Source organism: Wolbachia endosymbiont (group B) of Episyrphus balteatus (assembly GCF_947250575.1).
Lineage (GTDB): Bacteria > Pseudomonadota > Alphaproteobacteria > Rickettsiales > Anaplasmataceae > Wolbachia.
Genome location: NZ_OX366325.1, coordinates 482517 through 497675 on the forward strand (window position 1 = coordinate 482517; position 15159 = coordinate 497675).

Annotated in this window: 12 protein-coding genes and 2 pseudogenes; 9 read left to right on the forward strand and 5 right to left on the reverse strand. The window is 33.8% G+C overall.

Annotated elements, in window-relative coordinates:
- The first annotated feature begins 46 nt into the window (after positions 1-46).
- Positions 47-955 (forward strand): DUF1129 domain-containing protein, encoded by a 909-nt coding sequence (locus OOL05_RS02360; RefSeq protein ID WP_264730664.1) that lies wholly within the window; start codon positions 47-49, stop codon positions 953-955.
- Positions 956-1345: 390 nt separating this feature from the next.
- Complete coding sequence (gene metG, locus OOL05_RS02365) at positions 1346-2875, forward strand: methionine--tRNA ligase (protein ID WP_264375458.1); 1530 nt, start codon at positions 1346-1348, stop codon at positions 2873-2875.
- A 138-nt stretch (positions 2876-3013) separates the two neighbouring features.
- Here metG and OOL05_RS02370 read toward each other — a convergent pair.
- Both OOL05_RS02370 and ubiH read right to left on the reverse strand, forming a co-directional pair.
- Positions 3014-3632 (reverse strand): annotated as a pseudogene (locus tag OOL05_RS02370) (IS6 family transposase); the annotation flags it as partial.
- A gap of 46 nt (positions 3633-3678) precedes the next feature.
- Positions 3679-4848, reverse strand: a complete 1170-nt coding sequence (ubiH, locus tag OOL05_RS02375) for a 2-octaprenyl-6-methoxyphenyl hydroxylase (RefSeq protein ID WP_264730666.1) — start codon at positions 4846-4848, stop codon at positions 3679-3681.
- A 161-nt stretch (positions 4849-5009) separates the two neighbouring features.
- Between ubiH and OOL05_RS02380 the strand changes: the two genes are divergently transcribed.
- The 5 genes and pseudogenes from OOL05_RS02380 (at position 5010) to OOL05_RS02400 (ending at position 9302) form a co-directional block, all read left to right on the forward strand.
- On the forward strand, positions 5010-5390 hold the full coding sequence (locus OOL05_RS02380) for a hypothetical protein (protein WP_264730668.1): 381 nt from the start codon (positions 5010-5012) through the stop codon (positions 5388-5390).
- Positions 5391-5437: 47 nt separating this feature from the next.
- Positions 5438-6058, forward strand: a pseudogene (locus OOL05_RS02385) (IS6 family transposase).
- Between the two features lie 146 nt (positions 6059-6204).
- Complete coding sequence (locus tag OOL05_RS02390) at positions 6205-6804, forward strand: peroxiredoxin (RefSeq protein WP_010401485.1); 600 nt, start codon at positions 6205-6207, stop codon at positions 6802-6804.
- Positions 6791-7738, forward strand: a complete 948-nt coding sequence (gene trxB / locus OOL05_RS02395; RefSeq protein ID WP_264375537.1) for a thioredoxin-disulfide reductase — start codon at positions 6791-6793, stop codon at positions 7736-7738. The genes OOL05_RS02390 and trxB overlap by 14 nt, the downstream gene beginning before the upstream one ends.
- Positions 7739-7829: 91 nt before the next feature.
- The gene (locus OOL05_RS02400) at positions 7830-9302 is read left to right on the forward strand and encodes an ankyrin repeat domain-containing protein (protein ID WP_264730670.1); all 1473 of its coding nucleotides are present in this window, start codon (positions 7830-7832) and stop codon (positions 9300-9302) included.
- A gap of 142 nt (positions 9303-9444) precedes the next feature.
- Here OOL05_RS02400 and ubiB read toward each other — a convergent pair whose 3' ends face one another.
- Both ubiB and OOL05_RS02410 read right to left on the reverse strand, forming a co-directional pair.
- Positions 9445-10866 (reverse strand): 2-polyprenylphenol 6-hydroxylase, encoded by a 1422-nt coding sequence (gene ubiB, locus OOL05_RS02405; protein ID WP_264682647.1) that lies wholly within the window; start codon positions 10864-10866, stop codon positions 9445-9447.
- Positions 10863-11594 carry a metal ABC transporter ATP-binding protein gene (locus OOL05_RS02410; protein WP_010401464.1) on the reverse strand — a complete coding sequence of 244 codons (732 nt, stop codon included), beginning with the start codon at positions 11592-11594 and terminating at the stop codon, positions 10863-10865. Before OOL05_RS02410 ends, ubiB begins: the two co-directional genes overlap by 4 nt.
- Between OOL05_RS02410 and OOL05_RS02415 the strand changes: the two genes are divergently transcribed.
- Complete coding sequence (locus OOL05_RS02415; protein WP_264730673.1) at positions 11586-12461, forward strand: zinc ABC transporter substrate-binding protein; 876 nt, start codon at positions 11586-11588, stop codon at positions 12459-12461. The two genes, OOL05_RS02410 and OOL05_RS02415, sit on opposite strands and share 9 nt — an antisense overlap.
- Before the next feature lie 549 nt (positions 12462-13010).
- Here OOL05_RS02415 and rpmG read toward each other — a convergent pair.
- A complete protein-coding gene (gene rpmG, locus OOL05_RS02420) occupies positions 13011-13211 on the reverse strand; it encodes a 50S ribosomal protein L33 (RefSeq protein ID WP_012481745.1) in 201 nt (66 codons plus the stop codon).
- A 149-nt stretch (positions 13212-13360) separates the two neighbouring features.
- Here rpmG and OOL05_RS02425 point away from each other — a divergent pair, with 149 nt between their 5' ends.
- Positions 13361-15118, forward strand: coding sequence for an Rne/Rng family ribonuclease (locus tag OOL05_RS02425; RefSeq protein WP_264730675.1), 1758 nt, complete (start codon positions 13361-13363; stop codon positions 15116-15118).
- Positions 15119-15159: the final 41 nt, after the last annotated feature.

Genomic DNA, 15159 nt, shown 5'->3' on the forward strand with positions numbered 1-15159 from the left:
TATAATAATTCTTTATTAATTTAATCTTAATTCTGGGGGAATTTTTATGCGTAGTAGTGTTTTAAAAAGGTATGCACTTGCCTATATAAAAGAAAATGGCAGTGACAATGGTGTTCAAGAATTTTTACGTTCTCGTGGTATGCAAAATATTGAGAACTGGAGTGATAAAATTTTTGAAGATGCGTATAAGGAATTTAAGCTCAGTAATCTAACTAATGAGCAGAACAGTACAGAATATGATAGAAGCAATAGGCAACAAACTACAGGCCCTCAAGTCACGCACGTACATATAAACGATAATAGAGGTTTAGATTTTTGGGATTATTTACTACTTAGCAACCTGTTTGGTGGTCGTACTACAGTTATAAATAACCCTGGTTTTGATACTGTTGGCTACCAAAGCAGAGAAGATAAGAAAAAAGACTCAGAAGACAGCAGGAAATTATTAGCTTTAGGGATAGTAGCTGTAGTTGCGTGTGTTGCTTTCCATGCTTTAATGTGTGTTTGGTACAACAGCAGCGAAAAAACGGCTAGAAAGTCAGAAAAAATAGATTATCTAGATAGTCAACTTAAAATGTTCAGAAATATAGAATTTGCAGTTGGTGCAATTTCTTTAGCAGCTTTGATAGGTTTCGCTATTAACCCAGTCTTACCAGTTTGGGGTTTAGTCATTCTTGGCATTAATTCTCTTGTGTGTCTTGCTGGTGGTGTGGCTTTTCATATGAAACATAAGAAAGAGTCAGAAAATATTAAGAAGGCTGAAGAAGCGGTAATTAACTATCATAAATCAGGACCTGGATATGATTTGGGAGATTCTTCTCATCGCGAGGCACCACCTCCTTACGATTTTAATACTGATCCAACTGCTCCTTCTTATGATGACACCAGACCTAGTGGGTTGTTTTCTCATTCTAATGCGGAAAAACATTCTGGAAATCATGGATGTAATGTATGAACATTGATTTTAGAAGGTAAATTGTACAGCAAATAGTGTCATTCCAGTGCTTGACACTGGAATCCAGCTTTTTTGTAATTTTATTGAACATGTTGTATAGTCGTTTGTTTACAATTAATTTTTCTGGATCCCAGTGTCTGGGCACTGGGATGACATTTTTGTGTTTGAGGCAAAATCTGCTATAATATTTAACACACTGCTTTCACAGACGAATGTTTGTACAGTTGTGAAGTTATGGACAACAATATCATAGCAACTCAAACGTAAGTTACTCACATTATACCGCTGCAAAACGCAGCGGTATAATGGCTTTTCAGATTGCTTGTACGATAGGATATATATTGATTTTTATTACTAGTGCAGATACGATAAAGCTTTAAGCACTACAAGATGGAGCAATTTGAGAGCTTTTACATCACTACGCCAATATATTACGTAAACGACAAGCCACATATCGGCCACGCATATACTTCCCTTATCTGTGATGTTACAGCTAGATTTATGAAATTAGCTGGAAAGAACGTCAAATTTACCACTGGTACAGATGAACATGGACAGAAAATTGAAAAAGCGGCTAAGGTAAAGGGAATAGAGCCAAAAGAATTTACAGATGAAATAAGTGTTACGTTCAGAAAATTGGCTGAGCTAATGAACTTTGATTATGATGATTTTATTCGCACCACAGAAGAACGTCATGAAAAAGCAGTTATAGCTCTATGGAATAGGCTTGAAGAGAGAGGGCAAATATATCTGGATTCTTACTCAGGTTGGTATTCAGTTCGTGATGAAGCGTTTTATCAGGAATCAGAGTTGATAGATGGCAGAGCACCAACAGGTGCTGAAGTTCAGTGGATAAAAGAAGAGAGCTACTTTTTTCGTTTGTCAAGTTGGCAAAATAAATTACTAGAGTTATACGAAAATCAGCCGAATTTCATCTTTCCTGAGAGCAGAAAAAACGAGGTGGTATCGTTTGTAAAATCAGGACTTACTGACCTTTCGATTTCTCGTACTAGTTTTAATTGGGGAATAAAAGTACCAGGGAATGACAAGCACGTAATTTATGTTTGGATAGATGCGCTCACTAACTATCTCACATCAATAGGCTTTCCTAATATAGAAGATGAGGAATATAAGAAATTTTGGACAAACTCCTTCAACGTTCATGTGATCGGTAAAGACATATTGCGTTTTCACGCTGTATACTGGCCAGCGATCCTCCTTGCAGCAGATTTATCACTGCCAAAGCAAATTGCAGTTCATGGTTGGTGGCTGAACGAGGGGGAAAAAATATCCAAATCCCTTGGTAACGTTATAGATCCAATTGGTCTGGCAGAAGAGTTTGGTGTTGATCAACTACGCTATTTTCTCCTTCGGGAAGCAAGTTTCGGTCAAGATGGTAATTTCAGTAAGAAGAACATGATCAGCCGCATAAACTCAGAGCTGGCAAACAATATAGGCAATTTAGTGCAAAGAACAATTTCATTTCTGCACAAGCAATGCTTTGGAGTTGTACCAGTGGTCGATCGCAATTTGCTTAAAGATGATGAGAGTTTACCAAATTGCAAAGCCATAATTGATCAAGTAATGGATCATCTATCAAAGTATGAATTTAACCAGATTATACTCCTGATTATCAATATCTCTTCCAAGGCCAATGCTTACATAGATAAAAGTGCACCCTGGACACTCAGTAAAACCGATAGAGAGCGCATGGATTTAGTAATCTACAAATTACTTGAATACATTAGAATGATTGGCATTTTGCTGCAGCCAATTGCTCCAAAGTCAGCAAAAATGATACTCGATCAGTTGCAAATTCCAAAAGAACAACGTGATTTAAAATCTCTGTGCAACGCATGTGTAAGCTTAGGCATTACACTGCCTAAACCTACGCCGATTTTTTTGAGGATCGATATTTAAAGAATCCTTAGTAAGCCGTTACAAGACTAGACTGAGTTGGCCGTTCTGTAGTTAGCCTTTTTAATTCAACAGAGTCAAAAAAAAGGTTCTGTCGAATCTATAAACCATAGGAAAGAAGATCATTAAAGGTGGGATTATAGGAGTTATTAACATAGCAAAATTCTCAAAAGTAGAAACATTATTTTAATAATTTGTCTTTTTTGAATCATACGAATATTTTCTATGCCTGTGATGGTAATCTTTGCGGAATGGAAGCTTTTAAACCCAAGCATTGGCTTTATTAGTTTTTTGATAAATCTATCAACAATATTATTTAGATATTTTATTTGAAGAACTGTAATCTTCAGAAATTTCTGCATTCAAATCATCAAGAGCAGCAGTATTACTGCCGCTTTTATCAATTACAATTTTCTCAGGAAGATAGTTACTCCTGAAGGCTTTACGAAAGAATGCAAGTGCTGCAGACTTGTCTCTACTAACACACAAGTCTACAGTATATAAATAAACCCATTTACCGTTTAATTTAATGTAAGTCTCTCCAACTACTACCAACCTGCTTCTTTCTTTTCCTTACTGCCTCATCTATCAGTGGTGATAACCCACCTTTGTAACGTAGCATTTTGCTCCCCTTATACTCATCATTTCTTCCAAATCTCGATAGCTCAAAGAGAATCGACATTTCATGTATACAGATAACATCCACTGAAAAGCTAAATCCTTTGAAATATGGCAACAATTTTTGATTGATACGAAACATCTTTGCTTTTTTTTTAGACAATTATATCATTCTTCTTTCTACTTTCCTACAAATGCGACAGAACCAACCCCATAGCATGTCGAACGAAGCTTTTTTTAAGAAAATCTGAATTTTCAACTACCATTAAACCAAGATTGCTCAGAACTTTAACGCAAAGTATTCTGTTGGAAAATATTCTATTTAGTCCATCAGTTGCAAGTGCCATAGTAAAATTATCAAAGTATCTATCACGTGAAATTTTCTTCAATAGATAATTACTGCCAACATCAATGCCAGAGGATTTTGCAGCAGTTATTTGTCTAATAACACTCTCTACATCTCTCATTCCAAGGTTAAGTCCTTGACCTGCAACTGGATGGATTGAATGTGCTGCATCGCCAATAAGCAAAATTCTGCTTTTATGAAGCTTTCTCGCAAAAGTAAAACTCAAAGGGTAAGATTTTCTTTCACCCTCTAATTCAATTTCTCCCAAATAAGAACCAAATCTTTTTTTGAGTTCTATGATAAACTCCTCTTCAGATAAGCTCATCAGCATTTTTGAAATTTCGCATTTTTCTGTCCAAACTATTGAAGAAGTATAGCCACCTTTCATTGGCAAAATTGCAAATGGACCACCAGGAAAAAACCTCTCTACAGCTAAGTTTTGGTGATGTAGTTCATGTTTTACATTAAATACCATGCTATTTTGTTTATAATCAAATTTTATTATTGTTATAGAAAACAACTCTGGCAGCTTAGAGTTTTTACCTTCAGCGCAGATAAATAGCGATGATATCAATTTTTGATCATTATCAAGAGTAACTTCCACGTATCCTTCGTCACAAGCGATTGTTTTATAGAAACGTGGAGAATATATATTGAGTTTATGCAAAAAATTATTATTAATTGCATTCCATATAATAGCGCTCTTGATTACATAACCCATTGGCTCTTCACCAACCATTTTATGGTCATAATGAACAGTAAATGGGCTATCTCCATCTAATATGCATATATCAAGTATTGGTTCAGCTTCATCTTCTAAGAACTGCCAAATTCCTAATTTTTCTAGTATTTTTTTTGACCCTTGAGAAATAGCAAATGCTCGATTATCATCAACTGCACGTGGTAAACTATTTTTCTCAATTACGGCTACAGATACAGAGTCATTACTCAGGCCAATAGCAGTAATAAGACCAATTAGCCCACTACCTGAAATGATTACATCGTAATTCATTTTATTTACCTAAAATTACATTTTATTCGTTTTGAAAATAGTTTAAACAAACTTTGTAGATGCTGGACTTCTTATCACTACCTTAGTATACCTCAGATTAGTAATAAAGTATTAATTATTTTATGCTAAAATAGGTTTTATTTTATTAAAGGAAACAGCTTATGACTACAGATTGCAAAAAAGAATTACTAAATTGCATTAACAAGTACAGAGAAGAACTTGCAGAAAATAAAGCAGCAATTAGACAAACTTTAACTAGCGATAAAATTAATATAAGCGATTACTTTTATCAGGGTAATACAATCTGTAATGAAGAACTATTTAATGTAGGAGGCGAGTGTCAAGATACACAACGTGGTAAATATACGTATGATGAATGGAAGCAAAAAATTGAAAAATCTCACGCTAACGAGTTGTTAAAAGACAAAAATTTGCAAGAAACGTTAAAAAGCAAAGATTCGCAAGAAGAGTTAAAAGGCAAAATATCAAAGAGTCTTGAGGATTATAAACAGTATCATGAAAAGGTTCTGTCGCATTTGTAGGGAAGTAGAAAGAAGAATGATATAATTGTCTAAAAAAAAAAGCAAAGATGTTTCGTATCAATCAAAAATTGTTGCCATATTTCAAAGGATTTAGCTTTTCAGCGGATGTTATCTGTATACATGAAATGTCGATTCTCTTTGAGCTATCGAGATTTGGAAGAAATGATGAGTATAAGGGGAGCAAAATGCTACGTTACAAAGGTGGGTTATCACCACTGATAGATGAGGCAGTAAGGAAAAGAAAGAAGCAGGTTGGTAGTAGTTGGAGAGACTTACATTAAATTAAACGGTAAATGGGTTTATTTATATACTGTAGACTTGTGTGTTAGTAGAGACAAGTCTGCAGCACTTGCATTCTTTCGTAAAGCCTTCAGGAGTAACTATCTTCCTGAGAAAATTGTAATTGATAAAAGCGGCAGTAATACTGCTGCTCTTGATGATTTGAATGCAGAAATTTCTGAAGATTACAGTTCTTCAAATAAAATATCTAAATAATATTGTTGATAGATTTATCAAAAAACTAATAAAGCCAATGCTTGGGTTTAAAAGCTTCCATTCCGCAAAGATTACCATCACAGGCATAGAAAATATTCGTATGATTCAAAAAAGACAAATTATTAAATAATGTTTCTACTTTTGAGAATTTTGCTATGTTAATGGCTTCATAACTCCTATAATCCCACCTTTAATGATCTTCTTTCCTATGGTTTATAGATGCAACAGAACCGTTTTTATAGGATTGGGGCTAAAGAAAACTTGCATGTAAATGTATCAAGGTATAAAATTATAAATATTAAGAATGAATAGGTTAGTTATGAATCTTGTAACAAAATCCGCTATCGATTTTACTGCTTCGGCTGTTCTTGCTAGTGGAAAAATAGTTGATGATTTCTGTTTAAGTAAACATATAAAGGATAAGTATGCTGTCCTTTTTTTCTATCCACTTGATTTTACTTTTGTCTGTCCAACTGAGTTGATATCATTTAGCAACAAAATAGAAGATTTTTCAAAACGTAATGTTGAAGTGATAGGAATAAGTATAGATTCAAAATTTTCACACTATAAATGGCGAAACACTCCAGTTAATGATGGTGGTATTGGAGAGGTTAGCTACAATTTAGTGTCTGATATCAAAAAGTCTATATCAAGAGACTATGGGGTCTTATATGATGACTCAATTGCACTAAGAGCAACTTTTGTTATTGATGATAAGTTTGTTGTACGTCACCAATCGATAAATGATTTTCCTTTAGGGCGTAATATCGATGAGTTTATTAGAATTATTGATGCAATAAAACATAATGAAGAGCATGGTGAAGTATGTCCAGCAGGGTGGAAAAAAGGTAAGCCAGCAATGCAGGCAAGCGATGAAGGAGTGGCTGATTATCTAAACTCACACAGTGCAGAATTATAAATTGAGTACAAAAGTTCTTATTATTGGATCTGGAGCAGCGGGTTATGCTGCTGCTATATATGCAGCACGTGCAAATTTAGAGCCAATTGTAGTAACAGGAATGCAACCTGGTGGTCAGCTTACAATTACTACGGATGTTGAAAACTATCCAGGTTTTATTTCTATACAAGGTCCAGAACTCATGGAACAAAAGAGGTTGCATGCAGAGAAGGCGGGAGCAAGAATAATAGACGATGAGATAAAAAGTGTAGAACAACTTGAAGGTTCTGGTGAATATGGATTTAGATCTTGTGGTAATGCTAGTGACTACTATTCAAATGCAATTATAATTGCATCTGGTGCACAAGCAAAATGGCTTGGCCTGGAGAGTGAAAAGAAATTTCAAGGTTACGGAGTTTCGGCATGCGCAACTTGTGATGGTGCATTTTTTAGAAATAAAGTTGTAGCTGTGGTTGGTGGTGGAAATACTGCTGTTGAAGAAGCAATATTTTTAACTCGATTTGCTAAGGAAGTTATACTGATACACAGGCGTGATAAGTTAAGAGCAGAGAAAGTAATGCAAGACAGGCTCTTTAAAAATGATAAGATAAAGGTAATATGGAATCATACCGTAGAGCAGATTCTTGGAGAAGAAAATCCTAAAAAAGTTACTGGCATTACAATTAAATCGACAGACATCAATAAAACCCAGGAATTGAAAGTAGATGGAGTGTTCATTGCAATTGGGCATGCACCAAATACAGGTATTTTTAAGGGCTTTGTTGAAATGGATCAGCAAGGTTATATAATTACGAAACCTGGAACAACTCTAACCAGTAGGGCAGGGGTGTTTGCTGCTGGTGATGTTCAAGATAAGGTATATCGCCAGGCAGTAGTTGCAGCAGGTACAGGGTGCATGGCTGCACTTGATGCAGAAAAATTTTTGGAATCATAATTAGTTCTAAAATTTTTAACTAAATTACTTGCAATTTTCTTTGTTTTTTTTATAATTATGTTAATAAATTATAGATTGAGGAGAATTTAGTATGCTTTCGAGAAGTAATGTAGGTTTTAGAAGAAGTGTTGTTAATGATACAGGATTACGAGCTCAAAATCAAACAACTTCAGGACAATCAACAAAAAAATTATTTAAAGCTATTCAATTTCAAGGCACTGATGATGAAAGAGTAACACCTGAAGAAGCTTTGAATCATTTTCAACAAGCATTGCAAGAAGGTGCGGATGTTAATGCGTTTAATGAAGAAGGCATGACACCTTTGATATCTATAATTTATGATTTATCTGCAGGCTCTGAAACAGAAGAAGAAAAAGAATATCAGAGTATGATTAGGTTACTTCTACTTCACCGAAGCATAGATGTTAATATTCAAAAAAAAGGTGATGGCAATACAGCTTTGCATCTAGCAATGTCCTTTCAACAAAGGAAAGTGTTACAACTCTTACTAAGTCATCCGAGAATAATGATGTATCTACTAAATAAAAGACTTCAAGATCCTGAGAAATGTGCTAAAAAAAATCGTGCTGAGCATTTGATCATAGAAATACAAAAAGCAGAAACAGGAAAACAATTATTGAATGCTCTTTCTAACAGAAATATTGACCGAGCAAAAGAACTATTAAATCAAGAACTCAACCCTAATTGTTGGAAAAGAAATTCAAATGGAGAAATAGAAACACCACTTAGCCTGATTATCAAATCATGTTTACAAGGAATAACAGAAAGTAACAAAGAAGTATTGAGAAAACTTTTAAAACATAAGGAGCTAGATTTTAGTCAAATAAAGCCAATATCAGCTATAGAGCAAAATCCATGGGTGAAGCAAATAATTGAGCAAGTTATGAAAGAGCGATTAACTGATGCTATTAATAGAAAAGATTTGGATGATATAAAAAAATTAGTAGAAGATAATTGCTTTATGAATGATCAAATTGTTATTGAGTTGCTTAAAAGTTTTAATCCTGTCAGAGAATATCTAAATGGAAAATTCCCTGCAACTGTGGAACAGTCTTCAGCAAATGTACATAATGTTGCCCCGGAAATAAACGACGATTTGATTGCTCAAGAATTGCAGCAGCTCGAAAACCTTAGAAATGAGCTTGAAAGAACAAAAATTCGACTTACAGAAAAAGAGAAAGAGCTGAATAGGGTTGTAAGTGAAAGAGACACTAACAAAATTTCACAGTTAGAAAGGAATTTTAGGCAAGAGAGATCAGAACTTCAAGCTCAAAATCAAGACTTAAAGAACAAAAACAGAAAACTTTCAGAAGCAAACATTTATAATAGAAGGCAAAGTAACTATGCCTATGCTTCTTTTGTGTTATCTGGAGCGTTTGCTGTTGGTGCATGTTTAACAATATCGAATTTAGAAATATGTATTTCACTTGCTGTAGCTGCACTTGTTTTCATTGCAATTGGGTGCTACTGTTCATATAAAGCAAGTACAGTACTGAGTGATGTGACAAGCACTGAATTTGGTAATGTTATCAGTTTAAGATAGAGTTAAGGTTTTTACTTCTTCTCTAAACTCTGCTGAAAGTTTTATACATCCTGAAAATACCTTGATAATTCGAGTGAATGTGAACCTGAGTGGTTTCAAGACTTAAATAGTTGTTGTAAACTTGCTTTTATTATCTTTTAGTTCAAGAAATTAAAAGTTTAACGATGAGAATTATAATTACAGACCAAAGTAAAAAGTAGGCTTTTCCATTTGATCTATTTTTCACTTGTAATTTTTTGTCAGCTATTAGGTTTAATTTTTCTATAAGGCTAAATATTCCTTGGATTGTTTTGATGGGATAAGAGCTTTTAATTTTTTCCCTATACCCTATTTTACTTTCATGTTGACTGTTTATCCATGTTTCAACTACTTTCCACATATTGATTTCTGGATAGACTTTCCTACATGTTCCTTCTAATAAAATCATAGTTTTCTGCAGCAATAACAATTGTGTTTGAACTTTCATATCAAAATCACCAGTTATTTTTAGTAGCTGAGTAAGTAATCGAGCAAATGAAATCTTCTGTATAGGCTGTCCAACAATGGGCTCACCTATTGCCCTGCAAGCTGTAACAAAATTTCTATGCTGTGATGGAACATAACCGGCTCTAAAGTGCATTTTTGCAACGTGATCATAATCCCTATTTAAAAAGCCTTTGAGTATCTCTATAACGTAATAGCATGTCTCACGATCTATTCTACCCATGATTCCACAATCCAGGGCAATAATATTGTTATTACTATCGATCATTAAATTTCCAGGATGCATATCAGCATGAAAAAAACAATCCCTATATACCTGATTACAAAAAGATTCTATAAGATTGATAGCTATTTGCTTTCGGTTATTCAGCTTTTCAACTTCGTATATTGGTATAGCTTCCATCCATTCTAATGTTAAAACCTTTTTTGAAGTTCTACTCCAATCTATTTCAGGTACGTAGAAACCTCTGTCATGTTTAGTATTTTCCTTCAGTTCCGAAGAGTGGGCAGCCTCAAAGCGTAGATCTAACTCTAATCGGCAAATTTCAGCAAAAGTTTTGACTAATTCAACTGGCTTCAGCCTTTTTGATTGTTCACTAAATTTTTCTGCAATTTCTGCAAGCCAAGAAAGCATTTTTATATCCCTTGAGAATGTTTTCTCAATATTTGGCCTCAAAACCTTTACAGCAACTTCCTTACCCTCAATTGTAACTGCTCTATGCACCTGAGAAATTGATGCTGCTGCAATTGGCTTTTCAGAAAAACTTGAAAAAATGTCGCTTAATTTACAATTAAACTCACTTTCTATAGTTTTAACTGCTATTTTATACGAAAATGATGGCAATCTATCACATATCAATAGCAAGTTATTTGTTATGTCCTCATTTAAAATATCAGTGCGTGATGAAATGGATTGCCCAAATTTAATGAACACCGGACCTAATCTTTCAAGAGCACGCTTTAGTTTATGACCTTGTATTTTATTTATTGATTTTTTTGATGGTGGAAGTAAATAAGGTAACACATTGTAGCGTGTTAGCACTGTAGTTATTTGCAGAAGACGTAGAATATTTTGAATCATTTCGCTGCGTAACTGCCAAATATTTCATTTATCTCCATAATTTCATCAGGTTTACCTTGATAATAGATAGTATTATTTATGCAAATTATGTAATCTGAGGATGGTAGAGCAGAGTTAAGGTCATGAGAAGTCATGAGAATCGACACTGATCGTTCTTTTGCGATTTTATTTATAATATCGTAAAATTTAGCTCGTGCGTTAATATCCATTGCACTGACTGGTTCATCTAAAATGATCAAATCAGATTCTGAAATTAAACAACGTGCAAGTAGCAGTAGTTGTGTTTGTCCTGCAGAAATTTCTAATACTTGATTCTTTAAAATGTTACCGATGCCAACCAATTCTATCGCTTCTGTAACGATAGATTGATTTTTTTTGAATCTCTTCGAGGAGCTATTGAAAAGGAAAGACTCAACTGTTATTGGCATCAAATTACCAATACTAAAATTTTGTGGCATATAGCTAATTTTTACATTATCGGCAAATAAAATACTGCCAATATAGCCTTTATTTATACCAGCAACTGCTTTCACTAAAGAGGTTTTACCTCCGCCATTTGGACCAAGTATTGTAACTATATCTCCTCTTTGTACTGATATGTTGATATTATCAAGAACTTTTTTATTACCGTATGAAAGAGTAAGGTTTTCTATTTTTAGAATGCAGTTATTGACATTACTTAACTTTTTGGCGAAAATTGACTTCTTCTCAATATTTATATGAGACATTTACTGATTTTTTTTCTATTACTTTCACTTACACTATACTACAATAGTGCCTTTTCATCCAATTTAAAAATTGTAGCTACAATCAAACCTATACACTCACTTGTAGCTTCTGTTACAGATGGGATTTCAAAGCCAGAATTACTAATGTACGAAATAGTGTCTGAACATAACTACATGCTCAGGCCTTCAGATGCAAGTAAATTAGAATCTAGTAATATTATATTTTATATCGATGATTCTTTGGAAACATTCATTAAAACTTTCGCTAAAGAAAATAAGAAGTTAATACCGCTATCAAGTGCAATCGATCTACTTCCTGCTCGACCACATTCATTTTCTAGTCACATTCAAGATGAAAAAGATTTGCATATTTGGCTGAGTCCTAAAAATGCAAAAAGTATGATACTTTCTATCAGTGCAACATTATCTAATATAGATAAAGAAAATACCTATCGATACAATACTAACGCAGAGGAGGCTATAAGAAAGATAGACCAAGAAGTAGAAAAAATTACGAAAGAATTGGATGAGTTAAAAAATCAAAAATACATAGTTACTCACGATGCTTATCAATATTTCGAAAAATATTTTGATTTAAGTTACCCAAGCGCCATTCTTTCTATAGAAGAGGATTCTTACATAGGTATGAAGAGTTTAATGAAATTAAAAAAGGTAATGAAAGAGGAAAACGTTAAATGTATTGTTTCTCATTCACGAGAGGATAGCATAAAGCCTAATGTCTTTTCTAGTGACGTAAAAATGGTGATTCTTGATCCTATTGGATCAGATGTAGAGCCTGGAAAGGATGCATATCTAGATATAATCAGCAGCATTGCACAAAATTTCAAGTCTTGTTTCACTGAGTAATGAGTTCTTTTATCTATTCAGATAGCATTGCAAACTTAGTGCTTTCTATTCCAATCACAACTATACCGACATTATCTACCAGAAGTATATCATCCCAGTATCAAGTACTGGGATGACACCTTCTACTACGCAAATTACCACAATGTCCGCACGGCTATACACGTGATGCTGGAATTCTTAGCACACCTTTTGATTTATGAAAAATCAGTATCTGCATTTACTTCTATTTTTTTATCTATTTTATTTTGCCATTTTACTGCTTACTCTGTATTCAAATTACATGAACCTTTTTATATTAGTCAAGCTCAGGTTATTTTTACGTTTATATATTGATCCGATCTAGTCCAATAAACCCTCTAAGGAAAACCCTTAGATTTTTGACCTACTAACGTGTGACACTTTAGGTTTTAGAGCGTTTTCTGTGTTTTATACTTTATGTTTATTAATTGTGTAATGATCAACACTATGAGTTTCACCTTCCCTTCCATTATATCTCTGAGCTCTATTATTAGAGTATAACTTGATTATAAACTATATATAACAATAAACTTACTTTAATTTTTCTTCTTTAAATAATACGTGTCTTCTGACCACTGGGTCATACTTCCTAAACTCGAGCTTTTTGGGAAGGTTCTTAGGATTACGTTTTTTTACACAAAAATAGCCTGTTAGTTTCTCTTCTCCAGTTTTTGTTGTTTTAGTTGCAGTGCTAACTAGCTTGACAAGCAAAGAAGCATTTTTTTTCGCCATAATTGTTAGTGATATAATAAACTCTATGCAAGTTTAGAACGCAAAACACTGAAAGTCAACCCAATAATGCAGGTCGCAAAATTCTTGACAATCAATAATATATTAAGTAGTATAAAAAGATTTCAGAATGAAAAGCAGACGGTAAATAAGTGGCGAGTGATGGCAAAAGGTTATTATTGATAGAAAGTACTACCTGTTCTAACGAGGTAAGGGTTGCCCTACTAGTTAATGGTAGGGTTGTAGAGTTTGAACAAGAATTCAAGGAAAAAAGACAATTAAGAGGTAATATATACGTTGCTTATGTAAAGCGTATAGAGCCTGCTTTGCAGGCCGTGTTCATTGAGTATGGAAAAAATAAGCAAGGTTTTTTGTCTTTTTCTGAGATATCTCTAAATTACTTTAATATTCCAGAAAAAGAGAAGGAAATTTTCCCTGACGAAGGCTATTCGAGCGGTGTGGACTGTTCAAATGATAATTGCACAGAAGAAGGCCTGGATTCTACAGCTAGTAATGAATCCAGCAGTGGTTTTGTGAGGGAGGTACCTTTACATAGAAAATATAAGTTACAAGATGTGATTTCAGTAAATCAAAAGTTATTGGTTCAATTAACTAAAGAAGAACGAGGAAATAAAGGAGCTTCATTTACAACATACGTAACTTTGGTCGGTAGATACTGTGTTTTCATGCCCAATTCCATAAGTAGGGGTGGAGTATCTCGCAGAATTGAAGATACCAACGTTAGAAAACAGTTAAAGGATATATTAAATTCAATAAATTTACCAAAAGGCTCAGGTTTAATAGTAAGAACTGTTGGTGCAGGAAAAAGTAGGAAAGAAATTGAGCAAGATTACGATAATTTGACCTTATTATGGCGAAATATCCAGCAAAACTTCTCTTCTTTAAATGTTCCATCATTAATTTACAACGAAGCAGATGTAGTTATGAGATCTGTACGTGACTTTTGTAGTAATGATACAGAAATTATAGTATCTGATAGAGAAGTTTGTGAAGCGGTAAGAAAATACACTAAAAATGTGTTACAAGGGAAATTGCGTCCTAGATTATATAGAGGTTCTGTTCCAATCTTTACTTACTATAGAGTCGAAGATCAAATTTCTGAATTATATAGCAATAGAGTAGAATTGCCATCTGGTGGGTCTTTGGTGATAACCTTAACTGAGGCATTTGTTTCAATAGACGTAAATTCAGGGAAAATGACAGGAGAAGATAACATAGAAGAAACAGCTTATAGAACTAATATGGAGGCATTATCTGAAATATCAAGGCAAGCGAATCTCAGGGGCTTATCAGGGTTAATAGTTGTTGATTTTATTGACATGTTGAAACTTGAGTATTGCAAAAATGTTGAATTTGCTATCAAGCAGGCGTTTAAAGATGATAGAGCTAAAGTTCAATTTAGCTTTATCAATGACTTTGGTTTAATGGTCTTTTCAAGACAAAGAATTAAACCAAATATACAGGAAATTAATACTACAGAGTGCTTACGCTGTAAAGGTATTGGAAGAGTGAAATCAAACGAAGTGGTTGTTGCATCGATACTAAGGGATTTGCAACATATTGCTAATAAAAATCAAAATAAGTCCTTTGATTTAATAGCACGCAGTGCAGTTATAGCGCACATTTTTAATAATAAGCGTGATATGGTTTCTACAATCGAAAAAGAGTTCAATATTACATTAAATGTTAGTATTGATAATAGCTTAGATGCAGATACATTTATTTTAAAGCAAGGAGACCATATTAATTTTAATGATTATAAGCCATTGCAGAATTCTGGATGTCAAATTGTGAATAGCAGGGATAAAGAAGCTGGTAGTTCAGATAAACTACCGGGCAACTTTTGGTTAACTAAATGGCTTTCGCGCCTTTTGGGCTCTAACAACTAAACGGGACTTGTAATTAACGAGTTTTATACTTATATATTTTA

What these genes read in the sequence shown, in the direction of transcription:
- rpmG (WP_012481745.1), bottom strand. Translation starts at nt 13,211, where the DNA reads ATGGCGAAAAAAAATGCTTCTTTGCTTGTCAAGCTAGTTAGCACTGCA.
- ubiH (WP_264730666.1), bottom strand. Translation starts at nt 4,848, where the DNA reads ATGAATTACGATGTAATCATTTCAGGTAGTGGGCTAATTGGTCTTATT.
- ubiB (WP_264682647.1), bottom strand. Translation starts at nt 10,866, where the DNA reads ATGATTCAAAATATTCTACGTCTTCTGCAAATAACTACAGTGCTAACA.
- metG (WP_264375458.1), top strand. Translation starts at nt 1,346, where the DNA reads ATGGAGCAATTTGAGAGCTTTTACATCACTACGCCAATATATTACGTA.
- OOL05_RS02390 (WP_010401485.1), top strand. Translation starts at nt 6,205, where the DNA reads ATGAATCTTGTAACAAAATCCGCTATCGATTTTACTGCTTCGGCTGTT.
- OOL05_RS02400 (WP_264730670.1), top strand. Translation starts at nt 7,830, where the DNA reads ATGCTTTCGAGAAGTAATGTAGGTTTTAGAAGAAGTGTTGTTAATGAT.
- OOL05_RS02410 (WP_010401464.1), bottom strand. Translation starts at nt 11,594, where the DNA reads ATGTCTCATATAAATATTGAGAAGAAGTCAATTTTCGCCAAAAAGTTA.
- OOL05_RS02380 (WP_264730668.1), top strand. Translation starts at nt 5,010, where the DNA reads ATGACTACAGATTGCAAAAAAGAATTACTAAATTGCATTAACAAGTAC.
- OOL05_RS02415 (WP_264730673.1), top strand. Translation starts at nt 11,586, where the DNA reads ATGAGACATTTACTGATTTTTTTTCTATTACTTTCACTTACACTATAC.
- OOL05_RS02360 (WP_264730664.1), top strand. Translation starts at nt 47, where the DNA reads ATGCGTAGTAGTGTTTTAAAAAGGTATGCACTTGCCTATATAAAAGAA.